Origin of the sequence: Flavobacterium sp. Sr18 (assembly GCF_011064265.1) — a bacterium.
Lineage (GTDB): Bacteria > Bacteroidota > Bacteroidia > Flavobacteriales > Flavobacteriaceae > Flavobacterium > Flavobacterium petrolei.
The window spans coordinates 810980-836069 of sequence record NZ_CP049329.1; the positions used below are offsets into that span (position 1 = coordinate 810980).

At 36.9% G+C, this 25090-nt stretch carries 19 protein-coding genes, 2 tRNA genes and 2 rRNA genes; 11 read left to right on the forward strand and 12 right to left on the reverse strand.

The features are described from left to right. Positions 1 to 110 precede the first annotated feature (110 nt). From G7A72_RS03655 to G7A72_RS03670, 4 genes are all read right to left on the reverse strand, one after another. Positions 111 to 2994: ribosomal RNA gene (locus G7A72_RS03655) — 23S ribosomal RNA — on the reverse strand. 128 nt (positions 2995 to 3122) lie between these two features. Further along, positions 3123 to 3196: transfer RNA gene (locus G7A72_RS03660), tRNA-Ala, on the reverse strand. A 91-nt stretch (positions 3197 to 3287) separates the two neighbouring features. Continuing rightward, positions 3288 to 3361: transfer RNA gene (locus G7A72_RS03665), tRNA-Ile, on the reverse strand. 124 nt (positions 3362 to 3485) lie between these two features. Continuing rightward, a 16S ribosomal RNA gene (locus tag G7A72_RS03670) occupies positions 3486 to 4999 on the reverse strand. The 16S and 23S rRNA genes sit together here with 2 tRNA genes alongside, the layout of an rRNA operon. An 837-nt stretch (positions 5000 to 5836) precedes the next feature. Here G7A72_RS03670 and G7A72_RS03675 point away from each other — a divergent pair. Then, on the forward strand, positions 5837 to 6115 hold the full coding sequence (locus G7A72_RS03675; protein WP_165151468.1) for a transposase: 279 nt from the start codon (positions 5837 to 5839) through the stop codon (positions 6113 to 6115). Positions 6116 to 6138: 23 nt separating this feature from the next. Beyond that, the gene (locus tag G7A72_RS03680) at positions 6139 to 6954 is read left to right on the forward strand and encodes an IS3 family transposase (protein WP_241258541.1); all 816 of its coding nucleotides are present in this window, start codon (positions 6139 to 6141) and stop codon (positions 6952 to 6954) included. Between the two features lie 435 nt (positions 6955 to 7389). On the opposite strand, the gene G7A72_RS03685 is transcribed toward G7A72_RS03680, so the two are convergent. The 6 genes from G7A72_RS03685 to G7A72_RS03710 form a co-directional block, all read right to left on the reverse strand. Beyond that, the gene (locus tag G7A72_RS03685) at positions 7390 to 7980 is read right to left on the reverse strand and encodes a DNA polymerase ligase N-terminal domain-containing protein (protein ID WP_241258571.1); all 591 of its coding nucleotides are present in this window, start codon (positions 7978 to 7980) and stop codon (positions 7390 to 7392) included. A gap of 25 nt (positions 7981 to 8005) precedes the next feature. Beyond that, complete coding sequence (locus tag G7A72_RS03690) at positions 8006 to 8365, reverse strand: hypothetical protein (RefSeq protein ID WP_165151470.1); 360 nt, start codon at positions 8363 to 8365, stop codon at positions 8006 to 8008. Positions 8366 to 8571: 206 nt separating this feature from the next. Further along, positions 8572 to 10155, reverse strand: a complete 1584-nt coding sequence (locus G7A72_RS03695) for an MFS transporter (RefSeq protein WP_165151471.1) — start codon at positions 10153 to 10155, stop codon at positions 8572 to 8574. 4 nt (positions 10156 to 10159) lie between these two features. After that, entirely contained in the window at positions 10160 to 11212 is a 1053-nt protein-coding gene (locus G7A72_RS03700; protein ID WP_165151472.1) for an HlyD family secretion protein, read from the reverse strand. 40 nt (positions 11213 to 11252) lie between these two features. Beyond that, complete coding sequence (locus G7A72_RS03705; RefSeq protein WP_165151473.1) at positions 11253 to 12620, reverse strand: TolC family protein; 1368 nt, start codon at positions 12618 to 12620, stop codon at positions 11253 to 11255. Between the two features lie 134 nt (positions 12621 to 12754). Further along, positions 12755 to 13573, reverse strand: coding sequence for an AraC family transcriptional regulator (locus G7A72_RS03710; RefSeq protein WP_165151474.1), 819 nt, complete (start codon positions 13571 to 13573; stop codon positions 12755 to 12757). Positions 13574 to 13730: 157 nt separating this feature from the next. On the opposite strand from G7A72_RS03710, the gene G7A72_RS03715 reads away from it, so the two are divergent. From G7A72_RS03715 to G7A72_RS03750, 8 genes are all read left to right on the forward strand, one after another. Further along, a complete protein-coding gene (locus G7A72_RS03715) occupies positions 13731 to 15245 on the forward strand; it encodes a succinate CoA transferase (RefSeq protein WP_165151475.1) in 1515 nt (504 codons plus the stop codon). Positions 15246 to 15480: 235 nt separating this feature from the next. Continuing rightward, positions 15481 to 15864 carry a hypothetical protein gene (locus G7A72_RS03720; protein WP_113666893.1) on the forward strand — a complete coding sequence of 128 codons (384 nt, stop codon included), beginning with the start codon at positions 15481 to 15483 and terminating at the stop codon, positions 15862 to 15864. Between the two features lie 338 nt (positions 15865 to 16202). After that, positions 16203 to 17237, forward strand: a complete 1035-nt coding sequence (locus tag G7A72_RS03725) for a zinc-dependent alcohol dehydrogenase family protein (protein WP_165151476.1) — start codon at positions 16203 to 16205, stop codon at positions 17235 to 17237. 185 nt (positions 17238 to 17422) lie between these two features. Continuing rightward, a complete protein-coding gene (locus G7A72_RS03730; protein WP_165151477.1) occupies positions 17423 to 17755 on the forward strand; it encodes a helix-turn-helix transcriptional regulator in 333 nt (110 codons plus the stop codon). A gap of 18 nt (positions 17756 to 17773) precedes the next feature. Continuing rightward, entirely contained in the window at positions 17774 to 18244 is a 471-nt protein-coding gene (locus tag G7A72_RS03735; protein WP_113666891.1) for a DUF6428 family protein, read from the forward strand. Positions 18245 to 18262: 18 nt separating this feature from the next. Further along, positions 18263 to 18895, forward strand: a complete 633-nt coding sequence (locus tag G7A72_RS03740; RefSeq protein WP_206531532.1) for a low molecular weight phosphatase family protein — start codon at positions 18263 to 18265, stop codon at positions 18893 to 18895. Between the two features lie 2 nt (positions 18896 to 18897). Further along, positions 18898 to 19944 (forward strand): ACR3 family arsenite efflux transporter, encoded by a 1047-nt coding sequence (arsB, locus tag G7A72_RS03745; protein ID WP_165151478.1) that lies wholly within the window; start codon positions 18898 to 18900, stop codon positions 19942 to 19944. A gap of 12 nt (positions 19945 to 19956) precedes the next feature. After that, on the forward strand, positions 19957 to 21015 hold the full coding sequence (locus tag G7A72_RS03750) for an ArsO family NAD(P)H-dependent flavin-containing monooxygenase (RefSeq protein WP_165151479.1): 1059 nt from the start codon (positions 19957 to 19959) through the stop codon (positions 21013 to 21015). A gap of 45 nt (positions 21016 to 21060) precedes the next feature. Here G7A72_RS03750 and G7A72_RS03755 read toward each other — a convergent pair whose 3' ends face one another. Then, a complete protein-coding gene (locus G7A72_RS03755; RefSeq protein ID WP_165151480.1) occupies positions 21061 to 22356 on the reverse strand; it encodes a TIGR00341 family protein in 1296 nt (431 codons plus the stop codon). A 180-nt stretch (positions 22357 to 22536) separates the two neighbouring features. Further along, positions 22537 to 23601, reverse strand: coding sequence for an oxidoreductase (locus G7A72_RS03760; RefSeq protein WP_165151481.1), 1065 nt, complete (start codon positions 23599 to 23601; stop codon positions 22537 to 22539). A gap of 116 nt (positions 23602 to 23717) precedes the next feature. On the opposite strand from G7A72_RS03760, the gene G7A72_RS03765 reads away from it, so the two are divergent. Further along, positions 23718 to 25061, forward strand: coding sequence for a hypothetical protein (locus tag G7A72_RS03765; protein WP_165151482.1), 1344 nt, complete (start codon positions 23718 to 23720; stop codon positions 25059 to 25061). Positions 25062 to 25090 lie beyond the last annotated feature (29 nt).

Consider the following 25090-nt stretch of genomic DNA (forward strand, 5'->3'; position numbering starts at 1 on the left):
CATTGTATTATAAACATCAATCACATAATATCTTAACATACTGAGATAAAGAAAAAGTTTTTTTATTAGAAAGTTTCTTCTCTCCCGTCTTTTGGACGGGAGAGAAAAGCGTACATAAGCTTACGGGTTATTAGTACTACTCGACTATGACATTACTGCCTTTACATCTATAGCCTATCAACGTGGTCATCTCCCACGACCCTTAAAAGAAATCTCATCTTGTGGTGGGTTTCGCGCTTATATGCTTTCAGCGCTTATCCCTTCCAAACGTAGCTACTCTGCGATGCCACTGGCGTGACAACAGATACACTAGAGGTTTGTCCAATTCGGTCCTCTCGTACTAGAATCAGATCCACTCAAATTTCTTGCGCCCACAGTAGATAGAGACCGAACTGTCTCACGACGTTCTGAACCCAGCTCGCGTGCCACTTTAATGGGCGAACAGCCCAACCCTTGGGACCTTCTCCAGCCCCAGGATGTGACGAGCCGACATCGAGGTGCCAAACCCCCCCGTCGATATGAGCTCTTGGGGGAGATCAGCCTGTTATCCCCGGCGTACCTTTTATCCTTTGAGCGATGGCCCTTCCATGCGGAACCACCGGATCACTATGCTCTACTTTCGTACCTGATCGACCTGTATGTCTCTCAGTCAAGCTCCCTTATGCCATTGCACTCTACGCACGGTTACCAAGCGTACTGAGGGAACCTTTAGAAGCCTCCGTTACTCTTTTGGAGGCGACCACCCCAGTCAAACTACCCACCAAGCAATGTCCCCCGCATTACGGGGTTAGGCCTCAGATAAACAAAGGGTTGTATTTCAACAATGACTCCACAACGCCTAGCGACGCCACTTCACAGTCTCCAACCTATCCTACACATCATTTATCCAAGGTCAATACTAAGCTATAGTAAAGGTGCACAGGGTCTTTTCGTCCCACTGCGGGTAAGCGGCATCTTCACCGCTACTACAATTTCACCGAGCTCATGGCTGAGACAGTGTCCAGATCGTTACACCATTCGTGCAGGTCGGAACTTACCCGACAAGGAATTTCGCTACCTTAGGACCGTTATAGTTACGGCCGCCGTTTACTGGGGCTTCATTTCAATGCTTCTCCGAAGATAACATCTCCACTTAACCTTCCAGCACCGGGCAGGTGTCAGGCCCTATACTTCATCTTACGATTTTGCAGAGCCCTGTGTTTTTGATAAACAGTCGCCTGGACCTCTTCACTGCGGCCAGCATTGCTGCTGGCGACCCTTCTCCCGAAGTTACGGGTCTATTTTGCCTAATTCCTTAGCCATGAATCTCTCGAGCACCTTAGGATTCTCTCCTCGACTACCTGTGTCGGTTTGCGGTACGGGTACTTATTACCTGAAGTTTAGAGGTTTTTCTTGGAAGCCCTTAGGCGCACTATCTCTTTGTCCGAAGACTCCGAGTACTATCGTATTTCCCCAAAACCCGTGGATTTGCCTGCGGGTCTTATAGGTAGGTACTTCAACGAACTATTCCGTCAGTTCGCGGCGCTTTCATCACTCCGTCACCCCATCACAGTAATAACTAGTACGGGAATATTAACCCGTTGTCCATCGACTGTCCCTTTCGGGTTCGCCTTAGGTCCCGACTAACCCACAGCTGATTAGCATAGCTGTGGAAACCTTAGTCTTTCGGTGTGCGGGTTTCTCGCCCGCATTATCGTTACTTATGCCTACATTTTCTTTTCTAACCAGTCCAGCATGCCTTACGACACACCTTCTACCCTGTTAGAATGCTCCCCTACCACTTAGAGTAAACTCTAAATCCATAGCTTCGGTAATATACTTATGCCCGATTATTATCCATGCTCGTCCGCTCGACTAGTGAGCTGTTACGCACTCTTTAAATGAATGGCTGCTTCCAAGCCAACATCCTAGCTGTCTATGCAGACAAACCTCGTTCTTTCAACTTAGTATATATTTGGGGACCTTAGCTGATGGTCTGGGTTCTTTCCCTCTCGGACTTGGACCTTAGCACCCAAGCCCTCACTGTTATGAAACATTATATAGCATTCGGAGTTTGTCAGGAATTGGTAGGCGGTGAAGCCCCCGCATCCAATCAGTAGCTCTACCTCTATATAACTTTACGCATAACGCTGCACCTAAATGCATTTCGGGGAGTACGAGCTATTTCCGAGTTTGATTGGCCTTTCACCCCTACCCACAGGTCATCCGAAGACTTTTCAACGTCAACCGGTTCGGACCTCCACACTGTGTTACCAGCGCTTCATCCTGCCCATGGGTAGATCACACGGTTTCGCGTCTAACACTACTGACTAAAGCGCCCTATTCAGACTCGCTTTCGCTACGGATCCGTGGCTTAACCACTTATCCTTGCCAGCAACGTTAACTCGTAGGCTCATTATGCAAAAGGCACGCCGTCACCCCACGAAAGGGCTCCGACCGCTTGTAAGCGTATGGTTTCAGGATCTATTTCACTCCGTTATTCACGGTTCTTTTCACCTTTCCCTCACGGTACTGGTTCACTATCGGTCTCTCAGGAGTATTTAGCCTTAGCGGATGGTCCCGCCAAATTCAGACAGGATTTCTCGTGTCCCGCCCTACTCAGGATACCACTATCGTTATCTTCTTTTACTTATACAGGGCTATCACCTTCTTTGGCTCTACTTTCCAGTAGATTCTAATTCAATCCGCAACAAATGTCGTGGTCCTACAACCCCAATATTGCCGTAACAACATTGGTTTGGGCTAATCCGCGTTCGCTCGCCACTACTTACGGAATCACTTTTGTTTTCTTCTCCTCCGCCTACTTAGATGTTTCAGTTCAGCGGGTTTGCCCACCTATCGGTGTACTATGTCTTCAACATAGTGGGTTGCCCCATTCAGGTATCTACGGATCATATCGTGTGTGCCAATCCCCGTAGCTTTTCGCAGCTTATCACGCCTTTCATCGCCTCTGAGAGCCAAGGCATCCCCCATACGCCCTTATTTTGCTTATTGTACCAATCTTAAAATTAATTAAGACCGTTTCTTTTACTTGTCTAATGATAAACAAGCAAAAAATGCTTTCTACTTTTTATTATTTTCTTATCTCAATATGTCAATGAACTTTTATCCTTTCGGATCTGTGGAGAATAACGGAGTCGAACCGTTGACCTCCTGCGTGCAAGGCAGGCGCTCTAGCCAGCTGAGCTAATCCCCCAATCTAATTATGAATTGTGAATTATGAATTATGAAATATTTTCATAACTCCTCAACTCTAGAATTTCTTCTTTTCTTTTAAGTGTAAATTGTTGTCTCGGACAGACTCGAACTGTCGACCCCTACATTATCAGTGTAGTACTCTAACCAGCTGAGCTACGAGACACTCTTATTCTTAAATGGTATTATTTGAACTAACAGCAAGAGTAATAAAATGTTGGTATCTGTTTCCAACTTGAACTTTCGTCTTCTTTCCCTAGCGTGTATTGCTACTAACACTAAGGCTCTAGAAAGGAGGTGTTCCAGCCGCACCTTCCGGTACGGCTACCTTGTTACGACTTAGCCCTAGTTACCAGTTTTACCCTAGGCAGCTCCTTGCGGTCACCGACTTCAGGCACCCCCAGCTTCCATGGCTTGACGGGCGGTGTGTACAAGGCCCGGGAACGTATTCACCGGATCATGGCTGATATCCGATTACTAGCGATTCCAGCTTCACGGAGTCGAGTTGCAGACTCCGATCCGAACTGTGACCGGTTTTATAGATTCGCTCCTGGTCGCCCAGTGGCTGCTCTCTGTACCGGCCATTGTAGCACGTGTGTAGCCCAAGGCGTAAGGGCCGTGATGATTTGACGTCATCCCCACCTTCCTCACAGTTTGCACTGGCAGTCTTGTTAGAGTTCCCGACATGACTCGCTGGCAACTAACAACAGGGGTTGCGCTCGTTATAGGACTTAACCTGACACCTCACGGCACGAGCTGACGACAACCATGCAGCACCTTGTAAATTGTCTTGCGAAAAGTCTGTTTCCAAACCGGTCAATCTACATTTAAGCCTTGGTAAGGTTCCTCGCGTATCATCGAATTAAACCACATGCTCCACCGCTTGTGCGGGCCCCCGTCAATTCCTTTGAGTTTCATTCTTGCGAACGTACTCCCCAGGTGGGATACTTATCACTTTCGCTTAGCCACTGAGATTGCTCCCAACAGCTAGTATCCATCGTTTACGGCGTGGACTACCAGGGTATCTAATCCTGTTCGCTACCCACGCTTTCGTCCATCAGCGTCAATCCATTAGTAGTAACCTGCCTTCGCAATTGGTATTCCATGTAATCTCTAAGCATTTCACCGCTACACTACATATTCTAGTTACTTCCTAATAATTCAAGTCAGACAGTATCAATGGCCGTTCCACCGTTGAGCGATGGGCTTTCACCACTGACTTACCTGACCGCCTACGGACCCTTTAAACCCAATGATTCCGGATAACGCTTGGATCCTCCGTATTACCGCGGCTGCTGGCACGGAGTTAGCCGATCCTTATTCTTACGATACCGTCAAGACTCTACACGTAGAGTTGTTTCTTCTCGTATAAAAGCAGTTTACAATCCATAGGACCGTCATCCTGCACGCGGCATGGCTGGATCAGGCTTGCGCCCATTGTCCAATATTCCTCACTGCTGCCTCCCGTAGGAGTCTGGTCCGTGTCTCAGTACCAGTGTGGGGGATCTCCCTCTCAGGACCCCTACCCATCGTTGCCTTGGTAAGCCGTTACCTTACCAACTAGCTAATGGGACGCATGCTCATCTTTCACCGTTGTGACTTTAATATCATGTTGATGCCAACTCGATATACTATGAGGTATTAATCCAAATTTCTCTGGGCTATCCCTCTGTGAAAGGTAGATTGCATACGCGTTACGCACCCGTGCGCCGGTCTCTAATTCCGAAGAACTATACCCCTCGACTTGCATGTGTTAAGCCTGCCGCTAGCGTTCATCCTGAGCCAGGATCAAACTCTTCATCGTATATTGTTTGCTTGATTACTCAAGCTATTGTTATTCGACTAAATTCTAGTGGTTTTTTCAAATCTTCCGATTCTATTACTCTTATTCTTTTGTTCTAAGATCTCTCTTAAAACGGCTGTCAATTCAATATGTCTAGGAACGTGTTCTTATCTTGTTTTTTAACTCCTTTTAACACTTGTTAAAGTGTTTCTCGAAGCGGGTGCAAAAGTACAACTTTCTTTTTAACTGACAAGAAAAATTTGAAGTTTTTTTTAAGATAAATTTTATCTCGTTTACTTCTCTTTTCTTATCAATCTGTCAAGGAACTTTGCGCGTTTTGCGGGGTGCAAAGGTAACATCCGTTTTCTAATCTCACAAGCTTTTTTAATCTTTTTTTGAAAATAAATTTTCTGCTTTGATTAACTTTACTTGCCAGTATTTAAAAGAACCTCTGCGTCATTGCGGGTGCAAAACTAGCACCTTTATTGCGTTATTCAAGCTTTTTTAAACCTTTTTTTTACCCTTTTCTTAACTTTATCTTTAAACTGCTGAAACAGTGAATTTTGAAATTAAATTATTTTACTCTCCCCGCCCCTCTCCAAAGCAAAGGTTGGCTTTATCGAACATAAATGAGCGTTTCTATAGCCTTAAACCGTTTAACAACGGTCTTGCCTTACCCAAACAATCTTGTTCAATTCATCATTTGTTCCCTGTTTCCTGCTTCAGCACTACACATCTAATCCTAAAAAACAGCTTATCTTGGCTATTTTCTATGGAGAAACTATGCTGACCCCCAAAATTCGGACAATATATCCCGACTAATTTAGATAGGAATAAAAAGCTTAAATTAGCACTAATATGTCAAGAACAAGAAGAACCTTCGGAAAAGACTTCAAAGCCAAAGTTGTTTTGGAAGCCTTAAAAGAGAAAGATACCATCGAGGTATTAGCAAAAAAATACGAGTTGCTGCCCAACCAAATTTCAATGTGGAAGTCCGAAGCGATACGGAATCTTTCTGCGGTTTTTTCTGCAGAAAAAACGCTCGTTGCCAAAGATGAAATTCCAACAGAGAAACTCTATGCTCGAATAGGTCAGCTGACTTTGGAGAATGACTTTTTAAAAAAAAGTCTGGGTTAGTATCGATCAGTGAGCGAGTGAAAATGGTCGATACCCAAAATAAATTGAGCATTGTCAAACAATGTCGCTTATTAGAAATTCATCGTGGCGGTCTTTATTATAAAGCAAAACAGGAAAGTTTAGAGAACTTAAAAATAATGCAATTATTAGACCAACAGTATTTTAATACTCCATTTTATGGCTGCAGGAAACTGACGTTTTGGCTCAAGGATTTAGGTTTTAAAGTGAATCGCAAACGGGTAAAACGATTGATGCAAATCATCAATTGGCAAACCATTTATAGAGAACCTAAAACAACAGTGAGTAATAAAGAACATAAGAAATATCCTTATTTACTCAAAGGTTTGAAGATTACCCATAAAAATCAGGTTTGGGCAACAGATATCACCTATATTCCTATGGCAAAAGGATTTATGTATTTGACTGCGATTATTGATTTGCATACAAGATTTGTTTTGAACTGGAGTGTAAGCAATACAATGAGTGCCGATTGGTGTGCCGATATTTTGCAAGAAACTATACAAAAGTATGGTGTGCCTGAAATTTTCAATACAGATCAAGGAAGTCAATACACCAGTGAGGTTCACACCAATGTACTATTAAACAATGAAATAAAAATTTCTATGGACGGTAAAGGAAGAGCTATTGACAACATTTTTATAGAAAGATTATGGAGGACAGTCAAATACGAGAATGTATATTTACAAGCATATACTGATGGAATCAGCCTTTATAGAGGACTCAAAGATTATTTTGAATTTTATAATACACGGCGAATTCATCAGTCACTAGATTATGGAACGCCTTATAATAATTATTACAAAAAAGAAGTGGCATAAAATCAGAATAACTTTTTTTGGCTTCTTAAAACAGCCAAAAGTTATCTCCGATTTTAACCAAGATAATAGAATATAAAACTAAAAACCTATCTTAAATCGTTGAGATTTCTGTCTGAAAAATGGGTACAGCATAAAACAAAGCTGAAGCAGTAAAATGACTTTATCCTTTACCTTATATAGGACATAGCTTTTCTAATTCCTCATATATAAGGTAACGGATTTTGTGTTGGCGTTAGTTCTTATCCTCTTGATTGAACTGGATATCTTAATTTTCCCGGGCTCGCGTTAAGGATAGCAGCGAATAGCCCACAGTCTCGTCTTTTCGGACGAGACGAGGACTTGAAGCGAATAGCCCGACTCATTATATAAAGAAAGGCGACTATCTTTTTTGGATAACCGCCTTTCTTTATATAATGAGGAACGCACTGATGAATTTTATTTCTTTAGACTTTCTATTATCCTATTAGAGATTACGGATTTATCTTGAAGCAAGATATCTTTATGGCCAGCATATTGATCTTTTGACTTTATCAAAAGCCAAGTGTTTTCCTGTTTCGTTTTTAGTTTCACCAATGCGAATTCGCCTTTGAGTTTTTTCCCATTAAGAATAAAACTAAGATGTCCTTTTTGTAAATCAGATTTCAATTTAGTTTCCAGATCGCCTGCATTTTTATAATCCGCTAAAGTATAAGTTCCATTATCCCAAACAATAACAGTTCCCGCGCCATAATTCCCCTCTGGAATAGTGCCTTCAAAATCTTTGTAAGTATAAGGATGATCTTCAACCATAATAGCCAATCTTTTATCAGCCGGATTCATAGATGGTCCTTTGGGAACGGCCCAGCTTTTTAATACACCATCCATTTCCAATCGGAAATCATAATGCAAATGTGAAGCCGCATGTTTTTGCACCACGAAAATTAATTCGGATGTTGATTTCTTAATTTCACCTTCTGGTTCGACTGTGGAATTAAAATTACGCTTTTGATTGTATTCCGTTAAAGACATGATTAATTCGATTGGCATTTAAAATTTACGACAAAATCTTAAACTAAATTTTATCTCCAGCATTCTCATCTAAATTACTATGATTATCACCACCTATACTATAAGGGTTATTTTCTTCATCTTCACTTCCGGAATTTTCCAATTCATCATCTAATTCTGAACCAGGAATATCTAAGTCGGCCCCAGAAACATCGTCTTCAAAATCTTTCTCATTCAATTCTCTGACATTATTTATTTCAACAGCTGCCTTATTTTTAGAAATGTCCTCAGGATCTATTTCCATCTCTTTTTGAAATTGGTTATAAATATCTTCACTTGGCGGGTATAAAAGAGAATCCGGTACTTTATTTTTCTTATCCTGATCCATTTTATCCGCATTCAACTTATCCTCTTTATTTTTCATTTTACGACATTATTTAATTGATTTACAATATACTAAGTTAATCATTTTTAAACAAAAACATCTTTTATAAGTATTAAAAAAAGCCCCGTCATTCTAGTATTTTAGGGTAAGAAAAGGAGATTTAGAATACAAAAAGTAAATATCCTATTCTTAACTTAGTTAGAATAGGATATTTACTTTTAAAGGTTTCTGTAAATTATAGCACTTTAATTCCACCAAATTCTATTTTTGAAAACATCAAAAGTTTGTCTTAAATGTTGATTAAGCAATAGAAAAATAACCACAATAAGCATAAGATAACCAATAACGGTAAAGATTTCCATATTGGACAATAAAACCGATTGTTTTGAAAGCGAACTGATAATTTGTTTCATCGCTAATTTATTGGAATCATCCATCGAATACCCTTTAGACATAAAACTTCTGGTAATTTGCTCGATGCGCATTTGTGTTTCCGGACTTTCGGGAAGAACAAATTGTCTGAATTTTGTAAAATGGGTACTTTGTAAAAACAAACCTGCATTTTGAATCATCGCAAAACCCATTATACTTCCCCAAAAACGCCCAGCAACGCCAACAATTCCGGCAAACGGAGCAAAATGTGTAGGAACAGCAGATACGGTGAATAAGACCAGCGGAACAAATATTACTCCGACAGCCACACCTTGTAACATATACGGAATCGCAATATCCGACAAGGAGGCATCCGGCAAGAAAAGGAACGTAAACCAGAAATGAAATAGTGCTAAAAGTGAAAATCCTATTATAAAGATATACCTGGAAGAAACTGATCTGGCCAAAAAGAATCCAGTCAAAATCATTCCAATTATATTTCCTGTTAAATTCAAATATTGTACATGCGCCACTCTTGAAGGCTCCCAATTCCAAACAACAGCCATCGTACTGTGACAAATATTTAACGTTGATCGGGCAATATAAAAAACCACGGATAATAATAATCCAGTTCGTAGATTCGCATACCGAAAAACTCGCATGTCAAAAGTAGGTCTCTTCACCAGCATTTGTCGGGCGATAAAAAACCCTCCTGTTACTAACGCAACAATAAGTGCTGCAACAATTTGAGGGGATTCAAACCAATATTTTTTTTGGCCATAAACCATAAAATAACTACCGCACAAAATAGCCGTAAGCACAAGAATAAAACTGGCCCAATCGATTTGATACAAAGGATTTTTTTTGTGAAAGCGATTATTATTGAAGGTAATCATGACTAAAGCCACGCACACAATTTGGAAGAAAGCCGAACCATACGCCATATAGTTCCAATCGTAATTCTCCAGTAGCCAAACCGCAATATTCATTATAAAAGGAGAAGCCAACATCAAGGCTCCATAATTAATTGTAAAAGCAATAATCACAGCATTTTTAGACTTAAATCGTGCTATCAAAAATTGTCGTAAGGGTAAAACTGGCAATGCCATCAAGACACCTTCGGCCATTCTTAACATAATAAACAAAGAAAAATTTTCGGTGTACGCCGTCAGTATGAATGTTAGAGCAGCTAAGCTATAAATAACCAGAAAATATTTCTTGGTTGGAAAAAACTTAAAAAACCGACTTTCGATGAGAATTGTAGCTAAAAAAGTCCCATAAGTAACACACATCGAGAACTGCAAATCTTCAACTTCTACATCCAAAAAACTCGCTGCATATGTCACATTTGAAGTATATACTCCCAATAAAACCATAGAATGCAGCATGCAGAAAAAGATAATCGCAATAATAGCCCAATTGGGAACCCAAGATTTAAAAACACGTACTTCTGACATCTGATTATTTGTGTTCAGCGATAACGGTGACATTCATACCGGCTCTAAGAAAGTCTGTTTGTGCATTATTATCCTGAAGTTTTATTCTAACTGGAATTCGTTGTTCTATTTTTATAAAGTTACCCGTAGCGTTATCAGGCGGGAGTAATGAAAAACGCGCACCACTAGCTGGCGACAAAGATTCAATTATTCCCACAAAATCTCTTCCACTTATTGCATCTGCCTTTAGCTCCACTTCCTGTCCAATGGATAAATATTGCAGTTGTGTCTCTTTAAAATTAGCTGTAATCCACTTTTCCTTACTAACGATGGAAACTAAGGTTTGTCCTTCTTTTATCATTTGTCCCGGTTGAATCATTTTTTTACCCACCCAGCCATCATAAGGCGCTGTAATTACGGTATAAGAAAGAAACAAAGTGGCATTGTCTGCAACTGCTTGTTTGGACTGAATTACCGTCTGAGCCGTTGGGATTTTAGCCGAAGCTTCTGAGGTGTTCAATGTCGCCGATTGAATCGTGTTAGCTATTTCCTGATAATGCGCCTGTGCCAATTCATAATCGGCTTTTACTTTTTCAAGCTGTTGTTCGGTTGCCGCTTCCTGACTTACTAATCCTTTATAGCGATTGTATTCCAGTTTGGTTTTCCAAACTTCTGTTTTGGCAGCTTGTAACTGCGATTGTCTAATGGAAGTTACGTTAGAAGTTGTTGCGACATTTTTTTCAATCACAATACTATTGCTTTTTGCATTTTCAACATCGGCTAATGCCATATCTAAATGTGCTTTGTATTCTCTATTATCAATTATAATCAAGGTATCGCCTTTGTGAACAAATTGATTTTCATTGTAATGCACTTCGTTAACATAGCCCGTAATTCGGGCCATAATTGGCGTTACATATTGATCCACCTGGGCGTCATTAGTTTCTTCGTGATTTTTATTAAAAATATAAAACCAAATCCCTAAAACAATTCCACCTAGAACCAGCATACCGGAAATCACGGTAATTAATCTATGAAATGATCGATGCGCTCTTGACGAATTATGAACTTTTACCATATAAGTTTGAAACTAAATTATATTAAATTAAATTGAATTATTATTTATTGAGTAATCCTGCCGTATGGAGCAATTCATACTGTTTCATAACGACATCTATTCTAGTGGAAACTTTGTTGAATTTGGCCTGTAGCAACGCATTATCCGCATCCACCATTTCAGTTATTAATACCAGTTGGTTCAGGTATTTTACTTTTACAATGCGATAATTTTCATTGGCTAAATCCAATGCTTTATCTGTAACCGGTAACTTGTCCAATATTTCCTGATATTGAGTATGATTTCTAAATACTTTATCAGTCATTTCATTTTTTACAAGCTCAGATTCATTTTCTTGCAAATCCACTTTTAAATTGGCAACCTGAACTTTGGTTTTATTTTTATATAAACCCGACAAATTATAAGTAGCCTCAACTCCTATTTGTCCTATGGTATAGAGATACGGACGATTCAGCGTAAACAACATATAGTCAGGATATTTTAGATTATAATTTCCAAATAAGCTGACCTTCGGATAATAATTCCCTTTCACCATCTTCAACTCCGTTTTTTTGATGGCTACTTCCCTATTTGCAATACGCATTTCTTCGTTTTGAAGAGTTTCTTTAAAATAGAAATCATAGTCTTTCAACGGAGCAATATCGAGTAAGCTTGTTGTATCAATAGCAATTTCTGCTTCTTCGGGCAACTGCAATAGTGTTTTTAACTCTTGAAGTGCAATTTTGATGTTTTTTTTATTGGTCAACGAATGGAGTTCCCGGTCTGAAAGTTGCAGTTCAGAGCGTAACACTTCGTTTTTAGTAACCGTTCCAAAGGTTTTGAAAGCTTTCACTTCTTTCAATCGTTCCTGTTCTTCTTTAATGCTTTCGCCAATGATTTTCTGGAGTTCCATCATTTTATAAATACCCAAAAAAGTAGCTGTCACCTGTAATTGAATATCATTCTGTGTCTTCTCTACCTTGATTTTGGCAATTTCGTTTTCCTCTTTCGACTTTTTAATCGCATTATTGATTTTGTTGCCTGCATAAAGCGGTACATCAAATTTTGTAACCACATCATATAGTATGGTTCCAGGTTCTGGAGTATACGTATGTTTGTCTGAGAAAAAACCGCCTTCATATTCCGTCAAATCTGATAATCGGGAATACATTGCATTAAAATTAACCTCTGGTAAACGAAGATTTTTTGTCACGGCGATCTCTTTTTCTGAAATACGCTGTTCGATATGAGATTTCTGAATGGTCTTATTATTTTCTTTAGCGATTTTTAAAGCATCATTTAAAGAAAGTGCTGTAGCTTGCTGTGCTTGTGCTGAATTGATTCCTTGAAAGAAGAGGAATAATACAAATGCATTTTTTGAAAAATTAATTTTCGATTGGCTCCAAGGAACCTGTTTTTTAAGAAACATAATGTAGATAAAGGAATGTGATGCAAAGTTCCCTAATTTAATCTACGTCGTAAAATCAACTAAAGCCAACTATTTATTCATTTAGGACAAATAGAAAACTATAACGATTGCAGAAAATAAGTAGTGCAAAAAAATCACTTTTTTAATATTTCAATGCCCTTCAAATAATCAGAAGGGCGTTGTCCTAAAATCTTGAAAAATGTGTTGCTAAAAGTTGGAACACTACTGTATCCCACAGCTTGAGCAACTTCGCTAACAGAAAGTTTTTTTTCAAGTAACAATTCTATTGCTTTTAAAATTCTCCGAATGGTAAAATATTGAATGAATGACATGCCTAAATCTTTTTGGAACAAACGATACAAAGAGCGCTCACTGAACCCAAAACGATTGGCCAAATCAGAGAACAAAATAGTTTCTCCTAAGTTTTTATCTAAAAAACTAATAATCTTATTCAGACGAATATCCTTTGGTAAAGGCAACGATAACGGCAAATTAGTCAGACAAATTTCCGGTAAAATGGCTTTTATTGCATTGGCAATACTAAAATTCCTGGTTCCTTTTTTAAAGTTTCCATTCCATCGATTCGTGAAAAGCATCATTTGCAGTAATAAATCATTAATGGGATAAATTCCTTCTTTTTCGTAAAATGAATCTTCATTCAAATCTACCGGAAAATACAAATTCCGCATCATGACACGCTCCGAATTGGGATGAATACTATGTTTTACGCCACCCGGAATCCAGATAAAATGACGGGCGGGAAGAAAATAAGTTTTGGTTTCAGTAGTAACATGAACAATACCACCTTCTGAATAGAGCATTTGGGCTTTTTCATGCTTGTGAGTTGGAATTAACAATTCACCCATCAAATCATGGTGGCAATAAATACTTTTTTTATCGGTATCAACCTCTTTAATATAATATTTCTCTTCTAAAGTTTCGAATGGACTCATTGTGACTGAAATGAATATTTTTATGACTTATTACGATATTTATCCAATTCTTAATTTCACTAAAATTGTATAGGATATAAATTAAAATCTAAAAATTGATTTAATTCATTATCAAAACATTAATTTTTGGTTATTTTTTTATTAAAAACACATAATTATGCAGTCGGATAGAATTAGATTTCAAAGTTACAAAGACAAAGTTATTTCTGCACAAGAAGCCGCTTTATTTTTCAAAGATAAAATGACTATCGGAACCAGTGGATTTACAAAAGCTGGTGACAGTAAAGCTGTTTTACCCGCTTTTGCCGCAAGAGCAAAATCAGAAACTATTGGAATCACATTAATTACCGGTGCTTCTTTAGGGCATACCACAGATGCGGACTTGGCTAACAATAACGCTTTGTACAAAAGAATGCCTTTTCAGGTAGATGCCACTTTACGAAAAAAAATAAACGAAGGAAAAGTACTTTTTATAGACCAACATTTAAGTGAAACGGCCGAATTATTAGAAAACAAACACCTTCCAAAAATTGACATTGCTGTAATTGAAGCTACCTATATTGATGAGAATGGAAATGTAATTCCCACAACCTCAGTTGGAAATTCAGCTACTTTTGCGCATGCTGCCGATAAAATCATCATCGAAATAAATACTTCCATACCGCTTGAATTCAAAGGGATTCATGATATTTATATTTCAAAAAGTTATCCCAATCGAGAAGTTTTAAACATTACAGCTGCAGATGAAAGAATTGGGACCGATTATATCACCATTGATCCTAACAAAGTCATTGGAATTGTTTTCACAGAAATTCCCGATAGTCCGGCACAAGTAACTGCAATAGATCCCAAAACGGCTGCTATTGCCAATCATTTACTGGCTTTTTTTGAAAATGAAATTAAAGAAGGACGCTTAACCAAATCATTGATGCCGTTGCAAGCGGGAATAGGAAAAGTAGCTAATGCGGTAATGTCTGGCTTTGCAAAAGGAAATTTTGAAAATTTAGTAATGTATTCCGAAGTCTTGCAGGATAGCACTTTTGAACTCATTGACAGCGGAAAATTAGATTTTGCATCGGCTTCTTCCATAACGGTTTCTGAAAATTGCTACAAACACATTCTTGATAACTTCGAAAAGTACAAAGACAAAATTCTACTTCGACCACAAACCATCAGTAATTCAGCCGAAGTGATCCGAAGATTAGGAGTTATAGCAATTAACACAGCCATTGAATTTGATATTTATGGCAATGTCAATTCTACCCATATTTCTGGAACCAAAATGATGAATGGTATTGGTGGTTCGGGTGATTTTGCTAGAAATGCGTATTTGAGCATTTTTGTTACCCAATCATCTTCAAAAGAATGTAATGCTATTTCTCATGTTTTACCAATGGTTTCGCATGTAGACCATACGGAACATGATGTTGATATCTTGATCACTGAACAAGGAATTGCCGATTTGAGAGGGCTTGCTCCCAGAGAACGCGCCAAAGTTATCATTGAAAACTGCACCCATCCGGATTACAAAGAAGAATTATCCGATTATTTTAATCGGGCTTGTTTGCGAGGAGGCCATACGCCGCACATTTTAGAAGAAGCATTCAAACTGCACTCCAGATATATTGAAACCGGCAGTATGAAGCAAAATTGTCTAGTCGAAATAGGCTAGTATTCCTATTTTTATTCTTTTTAATATCCCCAAACACACTTCATTGTTTGGGGATATTTTTTTTTTGCAATCAATTCATTTTTTGCAGCTTAAAATTTGCATTTTTTTTTATTTAATATAACATAAATCACTAACTTTAAGCAACTTAATGATTTTATCAAATCACCTACCTTTTATAATTTATATAAAATAATCGAAATAAAATTAATTTCAAACTATTTAAAAAAGACTAAAAATGGAAACTAAAAAAACAATTTATGACTTACATGAAGAACATAAAACATGGTTAAACAAAATTTTGTTTTATAAAGATGAACTTAAAATTATGGATAAACGAATTTTGGAAGTGGCAGAAAAAAATACTTCTAAAGAGGTTCGTGCCTTAGCAGATCATTTTAGTAATCAGCTGATTATTCAAAAGGAACAGATTGATATATTAACTCACGATATTAAAAGTCACGAATTGTTCCTTGAGGCTGCAGTGGTTGATAATCCGCATGCCATTGATCATGAAAAATTTTCAGACCATAAAAAACATAGACAAAGTATAACAACATTTGAAAAACTATTTAAAGAATTGAGAGAAGAGCTTATTGATTTTCTCTCAAAATGGATGTGAGTTGAATGATTTTCAAAAATTTAGAACGTGTTTTTTTTAAAAAGTTTCTACATTATTTCGTAAGAGATTTTCATAATGAAGAAATTTTAAATTTTTATTTATCTAAAGGATCTCAATATTTATCCATTAAGTGATTTATATCATAGAATTTAAGCAGTAAACAAACGAACTTTGAAAAGTAATCATCTTGATTAAGAGATTATTAAACAGTATTTCTAATTAATTCTGATCTTTCTGGAGACAAGGAGATTGATTAAATAGGAAGACCTAATAATATTACTGGTTCAATAATGGATAAATAACACTTAAATAAAAGTAAAATGGTTCAGACTAAAACAATGAAGGCACTAGTTTATGACGGTCCTGGAAAAATACAATTAAAAGACGTTCCGTTGCCTAAAATCGAAAAAACAACGGATGTATTAGTAAAAATATTAAAAACCACCATCTGCGGAACCGACTTAGGAATTTTACACGGAAAAACGCCATCGGTAAAACCAGGAACGACTCTGGGTCATGAAGGAGTTGGTATAATTGAAGAAATTGGAACCTCCGTTAGGAATTTCAAAAAAGGAGATCATGTAATTATTTCCTGCATCACTTCAGATGGTTCCTGCGAATATTGTAAAAAACAAATGTACGCGCATTGTGAGGATGGCGGGTGGATTTTAGGAAATCTTATAAACGGTACTCAGGCAGAATATGTTCGTATTCCGCATGCCGATAACAGTCTTTATCTTATTCCTGACGGTGCTGATGAAGAAGCTTTAGTAATGCTAAGCGATATTTTGCCTACTGGACATGAAATTGGCGTGATTAACGGTGGTGTAAAACCAGGAGACACCATTGCGATTGTTGGAGCCGGACCTATAGGAATGTCTGCTTTGCTTACCGCACAGTTCTATTCTCCTTCTAAAATTTACATGATTGATATGGATGAAAATCGTTTGAAGATGGCTGAAAAATTTGGCGCAACAGATACGATAAACTCAGCCAAAGAAGATGTGCAGAAAAGAATACTAGCCGAAACGAAAGACGGAGTTGATGTGGCTATTGAAGCCGTTGGGGTTCCGGCTACCTTTGATATCTGTCAAAAAATTGTTCGTCCAGGCGGTAGTATTGCAAATATTGGTGTGCATGGAAAACCAGTAGAACTGCAAATTCAAGATTTGTGGATTCAAAATATTACAATAACAATGGGATTGGTAAATACAAATACTACTCCTATGCTATTGAAAACTGTTTCTTCCGGAAAATTGAAACCTTCTAAGCTAATTACGCATCATTTTAAATTAAGTGAAATACTAAAAGCTTATGAAGTTTTTGGCAACGCAGCAAAAGAAAAAGCGATGAAAGTAATTATTGAAGCTTAAAATCTGACTATAGCTTAAGCAATCTGCATTATTATTTGAAAAATATTCAAAGAAAAAGCAATACGATCATGGTAGAATTCTGTTCACTCCTACTATATTGTGTTGCTTTTTAATTATAAATTAATACAAAATATTTTGTTGTTACTTTCTAATATCGTAATATTGCAATATAAAGATACAAGACGATGGGTATTACTAAATCAGAACATTTCACAGACGAGCAAAACGAATTGGCAACTTTGGCGAAAGCCATAGGTCATCCAGCACGAATTGCCATTATTCAACACCTCCTAAAAGTAAACAGTTGCGTATGCGGCGATATTGTAAACGAATTGCCTTTGGCACAACCTACCGTTTCGCAACACTTGAAGGAACTGAAAAATGCCGGACTTATAAAAGGCAATTTTGAAGGGGCTTCCATTTGCTATTGCCTCAATGAAGAAGGTTTTAATAAAATAAAAGGCTTTTTTGAACACATCAATACCTATTTAGAAAATAAGAAAAATCAATGTTGTTAATTTTTAAATTATAAAAAAATGAAACTATCAGAAATTAAAAAACAGTTGAGCACGTTGGACAACGTTGCTTTTGTATTGCCAAATGGAACCTATGTTCCAGAACATTTCCACGTAACTGAAGTAGGTTTAATCACCAAAAACTTCATTGATTGTGGTGGAAAAGTTCGAAAAGAAACTGTGGTAAACTTTCAGTTATGGGATGCCAATGACTTTGAACACCGTCTGAAACCAAAAAAATTATTGGATATCATTGAATTATCTGAAAAAGTGTTGGGTATTGAAGATTATGAAGTAGAAGTTGAATTTCAAGCAGAAACTATTGGCAAATACGACATTGGTTTTAACGGAACAGCATTTACGCTACTTAATAAACAAACGGCCTGTTTGGCTGAAGATCAATGTGGAATTCCAGCAGAAAAACAAAAAGTAAAATTATCCGAAATCCCAAGTCAAACCAATAGCTGCACTCCAGGTGGAGGTTGTTGCTAATTTTTTTAAAACTGTAAAATGGAACTAACCAAAACCATCCTATTTCCAGAAATTGCAAAAACAATTTCTTCTTTTAATTTCGAAAGGATTTCGGCAGAACGTAAAATCATTTTGCAACCGCTTATTGATTTTATTCAAGCAAAAGCATCGAATCAACAACAAATTAGGTTAAACTTGATTTGTACTCACAATTCCAGAAGAAGCCATTTATCCCAAGTTTGGGCACAAACTGCAGCGGCACATTTCAATATAAAAAATGTATTTTGCTATTCTGGCGGGACCGAAGCAACAGCTTTATTTCCAATGGCAGCTAAAACATTAGAACAGTCAGGATTTAAAATCAAAACCATCGCGGCAGGAACTAATCCTATTTATGCCATAAAATATGCGGATAATGAACATCCAATTATAGGTTTTTCAAAAACGTATGATGACGATTTTAATCCACAGAGTGAATTTGCCGCGATTATGACGTGTTCTCAAGCGGATGGCGGTTGTCCATTTATTGCAGGAGCTGAAAAGCGCATCCCAATCACATTTGAAGATCCAAAAGCTTTTGACAACACACCGCAAAAAGCAGAAAAATATCAGGAACGCAGTTTGCAAATTGCAACCGAAATGTTTTATGTATTCTCCCAAATAAAATTATAATAATGGCCGCTAAAAAAAGATTAAATTTCCTCGACAGTTACCTTACCCTTTGGATATTTTTGGCAATGGCAATTGGCGTTTCCATTGGTTATTTTATCCCTTCCAGCGGCGGTTTTATCAATTCCTTTTCGAGCGGAACGACCAATGTTCCTTTGGCAATTGGATTAATATTAATGATGTATCCGCCTTTGACTAAAATTGATTTTTCAAAAATTCCTTTAATGTTTGAAAAGCCAAAATTACTGACCGCTTCTTTCTTTATCACCTGGATTGTTGGTCCATTTTTAATGTTTTCACTGGCAACATTCTTTTTGAAAGATTACCCAGAATACATGATGGGTTTAATTATAATTGGTATTGCGCCTTGCATTGCAATGGTAATTGTCTGGAACGAACTAGCCGAGGGAAATAGGGAATTAACAGCGGGTTTAATCGGGATTAATAGTTTGCTTCAAGTGTTCTTCTTTAGTTTATATGCTTATTTCTATTTGGAAATCATGCTACCTTTGTTTGGAATAAAAGGCTTGGAATTAAACATTACTATTGCTGAAATTGCTGCAACAGTCGGAATTTATTTAGGGATTCCATTTGCATTAGCAGTAATTAGCCGTTATGCCATTAAGAAATTCATTGGTGACAAATGGTTCAATCAAAAGTTCATTCCGTTTGTTTCTCCCATTACTCTGATTGCGTTACTTTTTACAATTGTAGTGATGTTCAGTTTAAAAGGTGAAATGATTGTTGATCTACCAATGGATGTAATTCGAATTGCAATTCCACTTGTCATTTTCTTCACCATTATGTTTTTCCTGATGTTTTTTGTTTCTAAAAAAATCGGGGCTAATTATAGAGATGCCGTTGCGCTTTCATTCACCGCATCGGGAAACAATTTTGAATTGGCAATTGCTGTTTCCATTGGCGTTTTCGGTATCAATAGCGGACAGGCATTTGCGGGAGTTATTGGGCCATTAGTAGAAGTTCCTGCTTTGATAATTTTGGTAAATGTGGCTTTTTGGCTAAGAAAAAAATATTATACTAAAACAACTTAAAGTAAAATTCCAATGCACGAAATTCTGGATGTTATAGTTATTGGTGGCGGACAAAGCGGATTGGCTTGCGGGTATTATTTACGACGTCACAAACTCAACTTTCTAATCTTGGATAAAGAAGAAAAGTGCGGTGGCGCTTGGCTTCATGCTTGGGATAGTTTGACTCTTTTTTCTCCTGCACAACACAGTTCCCTTCCGGGTTGGCTGATGCCAAAATCTGAAAATCTGTTTCCTTTAAAGCAAGAAGTAATTGATTATTTGTGCCAATATGAAAAGCGTTATGAATTGCCAATAGAGCGCTCAGTTACTGTAGAAAACATAACTTCTGAAAATAAAATATTCAAAGTTTACACCAATAAAGGAATCTATTTTTCAAAAGCAATAATTGCTGCGGCAGGAACTTGGAACAATCCTTTTATTCCAAAGATCAAAGGAATAGAAACTTTCAAAGGAATTCAAATCCATTCCGCACATTACAAAAATGCAGAACAGTTTAGAAATTTAAAAGTTCTGGTTGTTGGTGAAGGAAATTCAGGTGCACAAATTGTAGCCGAAGTTTCTAAAGTAACCACAGTGAAATGGTCTACGCGAAAACCACCACACTATTTACCGGATGAAGTAGACGGATTTTATCTTTTCAACGTGGCAACCGCCAAATACAATGCTGAAAAAGAAGGAAAACCATTTAATGCTGCCAATTATGATTTGGGAAATATTGTAATGGTGCCACCAGTAAAAGAAGCTAGATCCAGAGGAGTTCTAATTTCAAGCGGAAGTTTTGAAAGCATATATGAAAACGGTGTACTTTGGTCTGACGGAACCCAAGAAGATTTTGATGTAATTATCTGGTGTACAGGTTTTAGTTATGCAACCTCTTTTTTGAAAAATATTGTTTCAGCAGACGAACGTGGTATTGTAAAAACTGAAGAAAGCAAAGCAATTGAAGTTACCGGATTGTGGTTGGCAGGTTACGGCAGTTGGACTGGTTATGCATCAGCAACACTCATTGGAATAAACAGAAATGCCAAACAAACCTGCAACGAAATCATAGAATATCTACAGAAAAACTAAATCTCTAAATTCTAAAATCAATTCTGTACAATGGTTTAAACAAATTTATTGCCTTTTATAAATTTCAACGACATCCGTTTTGAATTTGTTTTTGAGCCATGCAATCAATTTTTGTTTGTCGGCAGCATTTATATCTTTTTTACTTTCATAAAGCACTACGGTAATCACTTTTTTGGTTGTTTCATTTTCATTAAAGACATGATTCGCAATGGCTATATTTTCAATATCAGGAAACAATATTTTAGTTTCATTAAGAATAGCATTGTTATCAAATTTTAAAGAAGTAATTTGACTTTGAAGTTTGGCAATAATCAAATCTTTTTCACTCATCGTTTTATTGTTAAAAGTGATTTCATTCAAAATATCCTGCTTTAAATCAGTTGTATCTTGAATAATATTTAATACCGTATTGTTTAATTCATACGTTTTCAATTTTTCGTTAAGTTCTTTTATTTGGTCCTTATCCAACCTTTTTCTTAAAAAAGCAATATCTATTTTTTTTGGGTTTGAAGTAAACTGCGTTTTTTTATACAGAACAGTAAATCCCTTATCAATAAACTCTACTTTTAAAAATTGTTCTACCTTTTGTTTGTATTTTTTTTCTTGAAAAAGCTGATATGCAAAGAAAACACTCGGGACAATCAAAGCTAAAGTCAAAAAAGAAATCATATACTTTACTCGCTTTTCTGTCTTTAAATTGGTTTGTTTAACAATTGGATATTTTAAATATTTGACAATTATAAAGGTTACAATACAGATAAAAACACAATTAATAGTGTATAAATACATAGCACCAAAAAAGAATTTAAAATTCCCCAAGGCTAATCCGTAACCCGCCGTACACAAAGGTGGCATTAACGCCGTTGCAATGGCAACCCCAGGAATAGGATTTCCTTTTTCTACCCTTGTAATAGCTATTACTCCAACTAATCCTCCAAAAAAAGCGATGAAAATATCGTAAATATTAGGTGCTGTTCTAGCCAAAAGTTCCGACTGTGTATCTTTGAAAGGGCTTAAATAAAAGTAAACAGTGGAAACCACCAAACTCACCACTGTGGCAATAAGCAAGTTTTTAAGTGATCGTTTAAGCAAATTAAAATCATAAATTCCCAAACCAAAACCAGCGCCAACAATTGGTCCCATCAAAGGTGAAATTAGCATTGCTCCAATAATTACCGCAGTGGAATTCACATTCAGTCCCACAGAAGCCACTACAATTGCACAAGCCAAAATCCATAAATTTGATCCTCGGAAAGAGATGTTAGACTTGACATTATCCAAGACTTTCTTTTTGTCTTCTTCTCCGCTATGTAAGTCAATAAAATTTACTACTTTATTCATGCTTCTTTGTTTATTCCTTGTTTAAAATTACTTTCAAAAACAAAATCTTAATTGGTCCTCTTCCTAATAAAGTAAGTAAGATAATTAATTTTAAAATAGTAATACTGGTATATTTTCAAAAAACCAATTCCCTAAATAATTTTTTAAATACAAATCTAATTGAAGTTTATGCTATTTTAATCAGAATTTAAAATTGATTCGAATCATTTTATTTTGCCCTGCTGCGATTGCGGTATTTTCATCTATAAAGCGAATTGTATTCAATGTGGAATCAGATGCCAATTGTTTCCACGAAGCCCCACTATCCGAAGAATAATATATTCCTGAAGTCCCCACAGTTACAATTCCTTTGCCGTTGCTTTTAGGAATATATTGCACACAGGAAGCATATCCGAAACCTTGATTTTCAGCCGTAAGCTTCCATGTTTTTCCACCATCCGTAGTAATGGCTTTATTGGAGAAGTTCTGATTCTTGATTTCATAATCGCCTCCGGCTATAAATCCGTTATTTGCGTCATAAAAATCAGCTGTAAAAATTCCGGTCATCGTTTTTCCTTGTACAATTGGAGTTTCATGCACTGACCAGCTATTTCCTCTATCAGAGGAATAAAAAATCCTTGATTTTTTTCCACCGGAAACAATCCACGTATGGTTTCCTTTGATGACAATATTTGTGTTGCTGGCCGCAAAAGCAGCTTCGCCTTCCATCACTTTTGGTAATTTATCACACGGGATTTTATTCCAGGTATTCCCTCCGTCAAGGGTTTTAATGATGTTCAGACAATCAGCAATTGGATCTCCCATTGCAATACCTTCTTTATTATCCCAAAATTGCATACTGTCGTAAAAGACTTTCTCATGATTTTCTTGGTACACTATTTTTGTTTCCTTTCCGTCTTTTGAAATTCGGTGCAACAATGCAGGATTTGCAACATTCAGAATAAAAATATGCTTCGCTGTTTGAGCAATGCTTCTGAATTCAAATTTTAAAGAATCCTTGGTAATTCTATTCTCCATTTTTTGATTGGTATCCAAATTATAAAAACCATATCTTCCTTTATCAGCAGCATACCAAATTTTATTTTTATCCACTTGAATCGCTCTGATACTTATTTTATCTTGGAATAGTGTATCAATTGTAACGGATTGAAAACTAACTTTATTTAAATTTTCTGACTTATAAACGCCTGTTTTACAAGACACAATCACAATTAAAACTAATAGAATTAAAAAAATATTTTTCATTTTTTGTACATTTTAGGGCTAATTTACAATTAATAATACAAATACAAATAGAGACCAAAATTAATTGGCACAGTAATTGAAAGTTGAAAAAAAGGGAAAACTTAATCCAATTTATTATGAAAACGAAACTACTATTATTGAGTCTATTGACTTCTGTTTTCGCAACACAAATACAAGCGCAAGATAGAACATCAGTAAATGCTATGAATGCTGAAATAAGCGATAATCTTGATTTGAGAGCTGTTGCTTCTATTTTTGGCGAATCTAGAGACCTCCAGGATTTTGAAAGACGCCTGAATGATCCTGAACTTCAAATATCAAATTTAGATTTGAATAATGATAATGAAGTTGATTATTTACGGGTAATTGAAACCGTCGAAAATAGAACGCACTTAATCATTGTTCAATCCGTAATTGATGAAGATGTCTACCAAGATGTGGCTACAATTGATGTTGAAAAAGACAGAAACAATAAAATTCATGTTCAAGTAGTAGGAGATGTTTTCATGTATGGTGAAAATTATATTTATGAGCCCGTTTATTACAGTACTCCTGTAATTTATGCTTCATTCTGGTCACCTAATTATCGGCCATATTATTCCACTTGGAACTGGGGCTATTATCCTTCCTATTATTACGCTTGGAATCCATTTCCGGTATTTCGTTACAGAAACAACATAAATATTAATTTGAATATTAACAACAACTATAATTATGTTACTAATAGAAGAAGTAATCGAGCAGTAGTTTTATACAATTCAAGACGTTCCAATGGATACGAAAGACAAAATCCGAACTATTCATTCTCACGAAGAAACGCTACTGTTGCGAACCGATATGAATTAGATCAAAGAAGAGTTTCAAGAAATAATAATGGATATTCTAACAGAAGAGGCGTGACTTCTAGAGACAATTCTCAAAATAGAACTAGTCCTTCCAGAGGAGGAGTTACTCCGCAAAGAGCAGGTTCTTCAAGAGATTATTCTCAAAACAGAACTGATCGTTCTACTCAGGCAACGCCACAAAGAGGAAATTCACAGAGAGATTATTCTCAAAACAGAACTAGTCCTTCCACTCAGGCAACGCCTCAAAGAGGAAATTCGCAAAGAGAGTATTCTCAAAACAGAACTAGTCCTTCCACTCAGGCAACGCCTCAAAGAGGAAATTCGCAAAGAGAGTATTCTCAAAACAGAACTAGTCCTTCCACCCAGGCAACGCCTCAAAGAGGAAATTCGCAGAGAGAGTATTCTCAAAACAGAACAAGTCCTTCTGAACAGGCAGCACCTCAAAGAGGAAATTCTCAGAGAGACTATTCTCAAAATAGAACTAGTCCTTCCAGACAAGATCCTCCACAAAGAGCAGAGCCTCAAAACAGAGGGAATTCTTCGAGAGAATCAGCGCCACAAAGGTCAGAAAGTCAAAGAAGTAATTCTTCCAGAAACGACAATAGAAGATCCTAAAAATATATTAAAAAAGAAACTAAAAAACA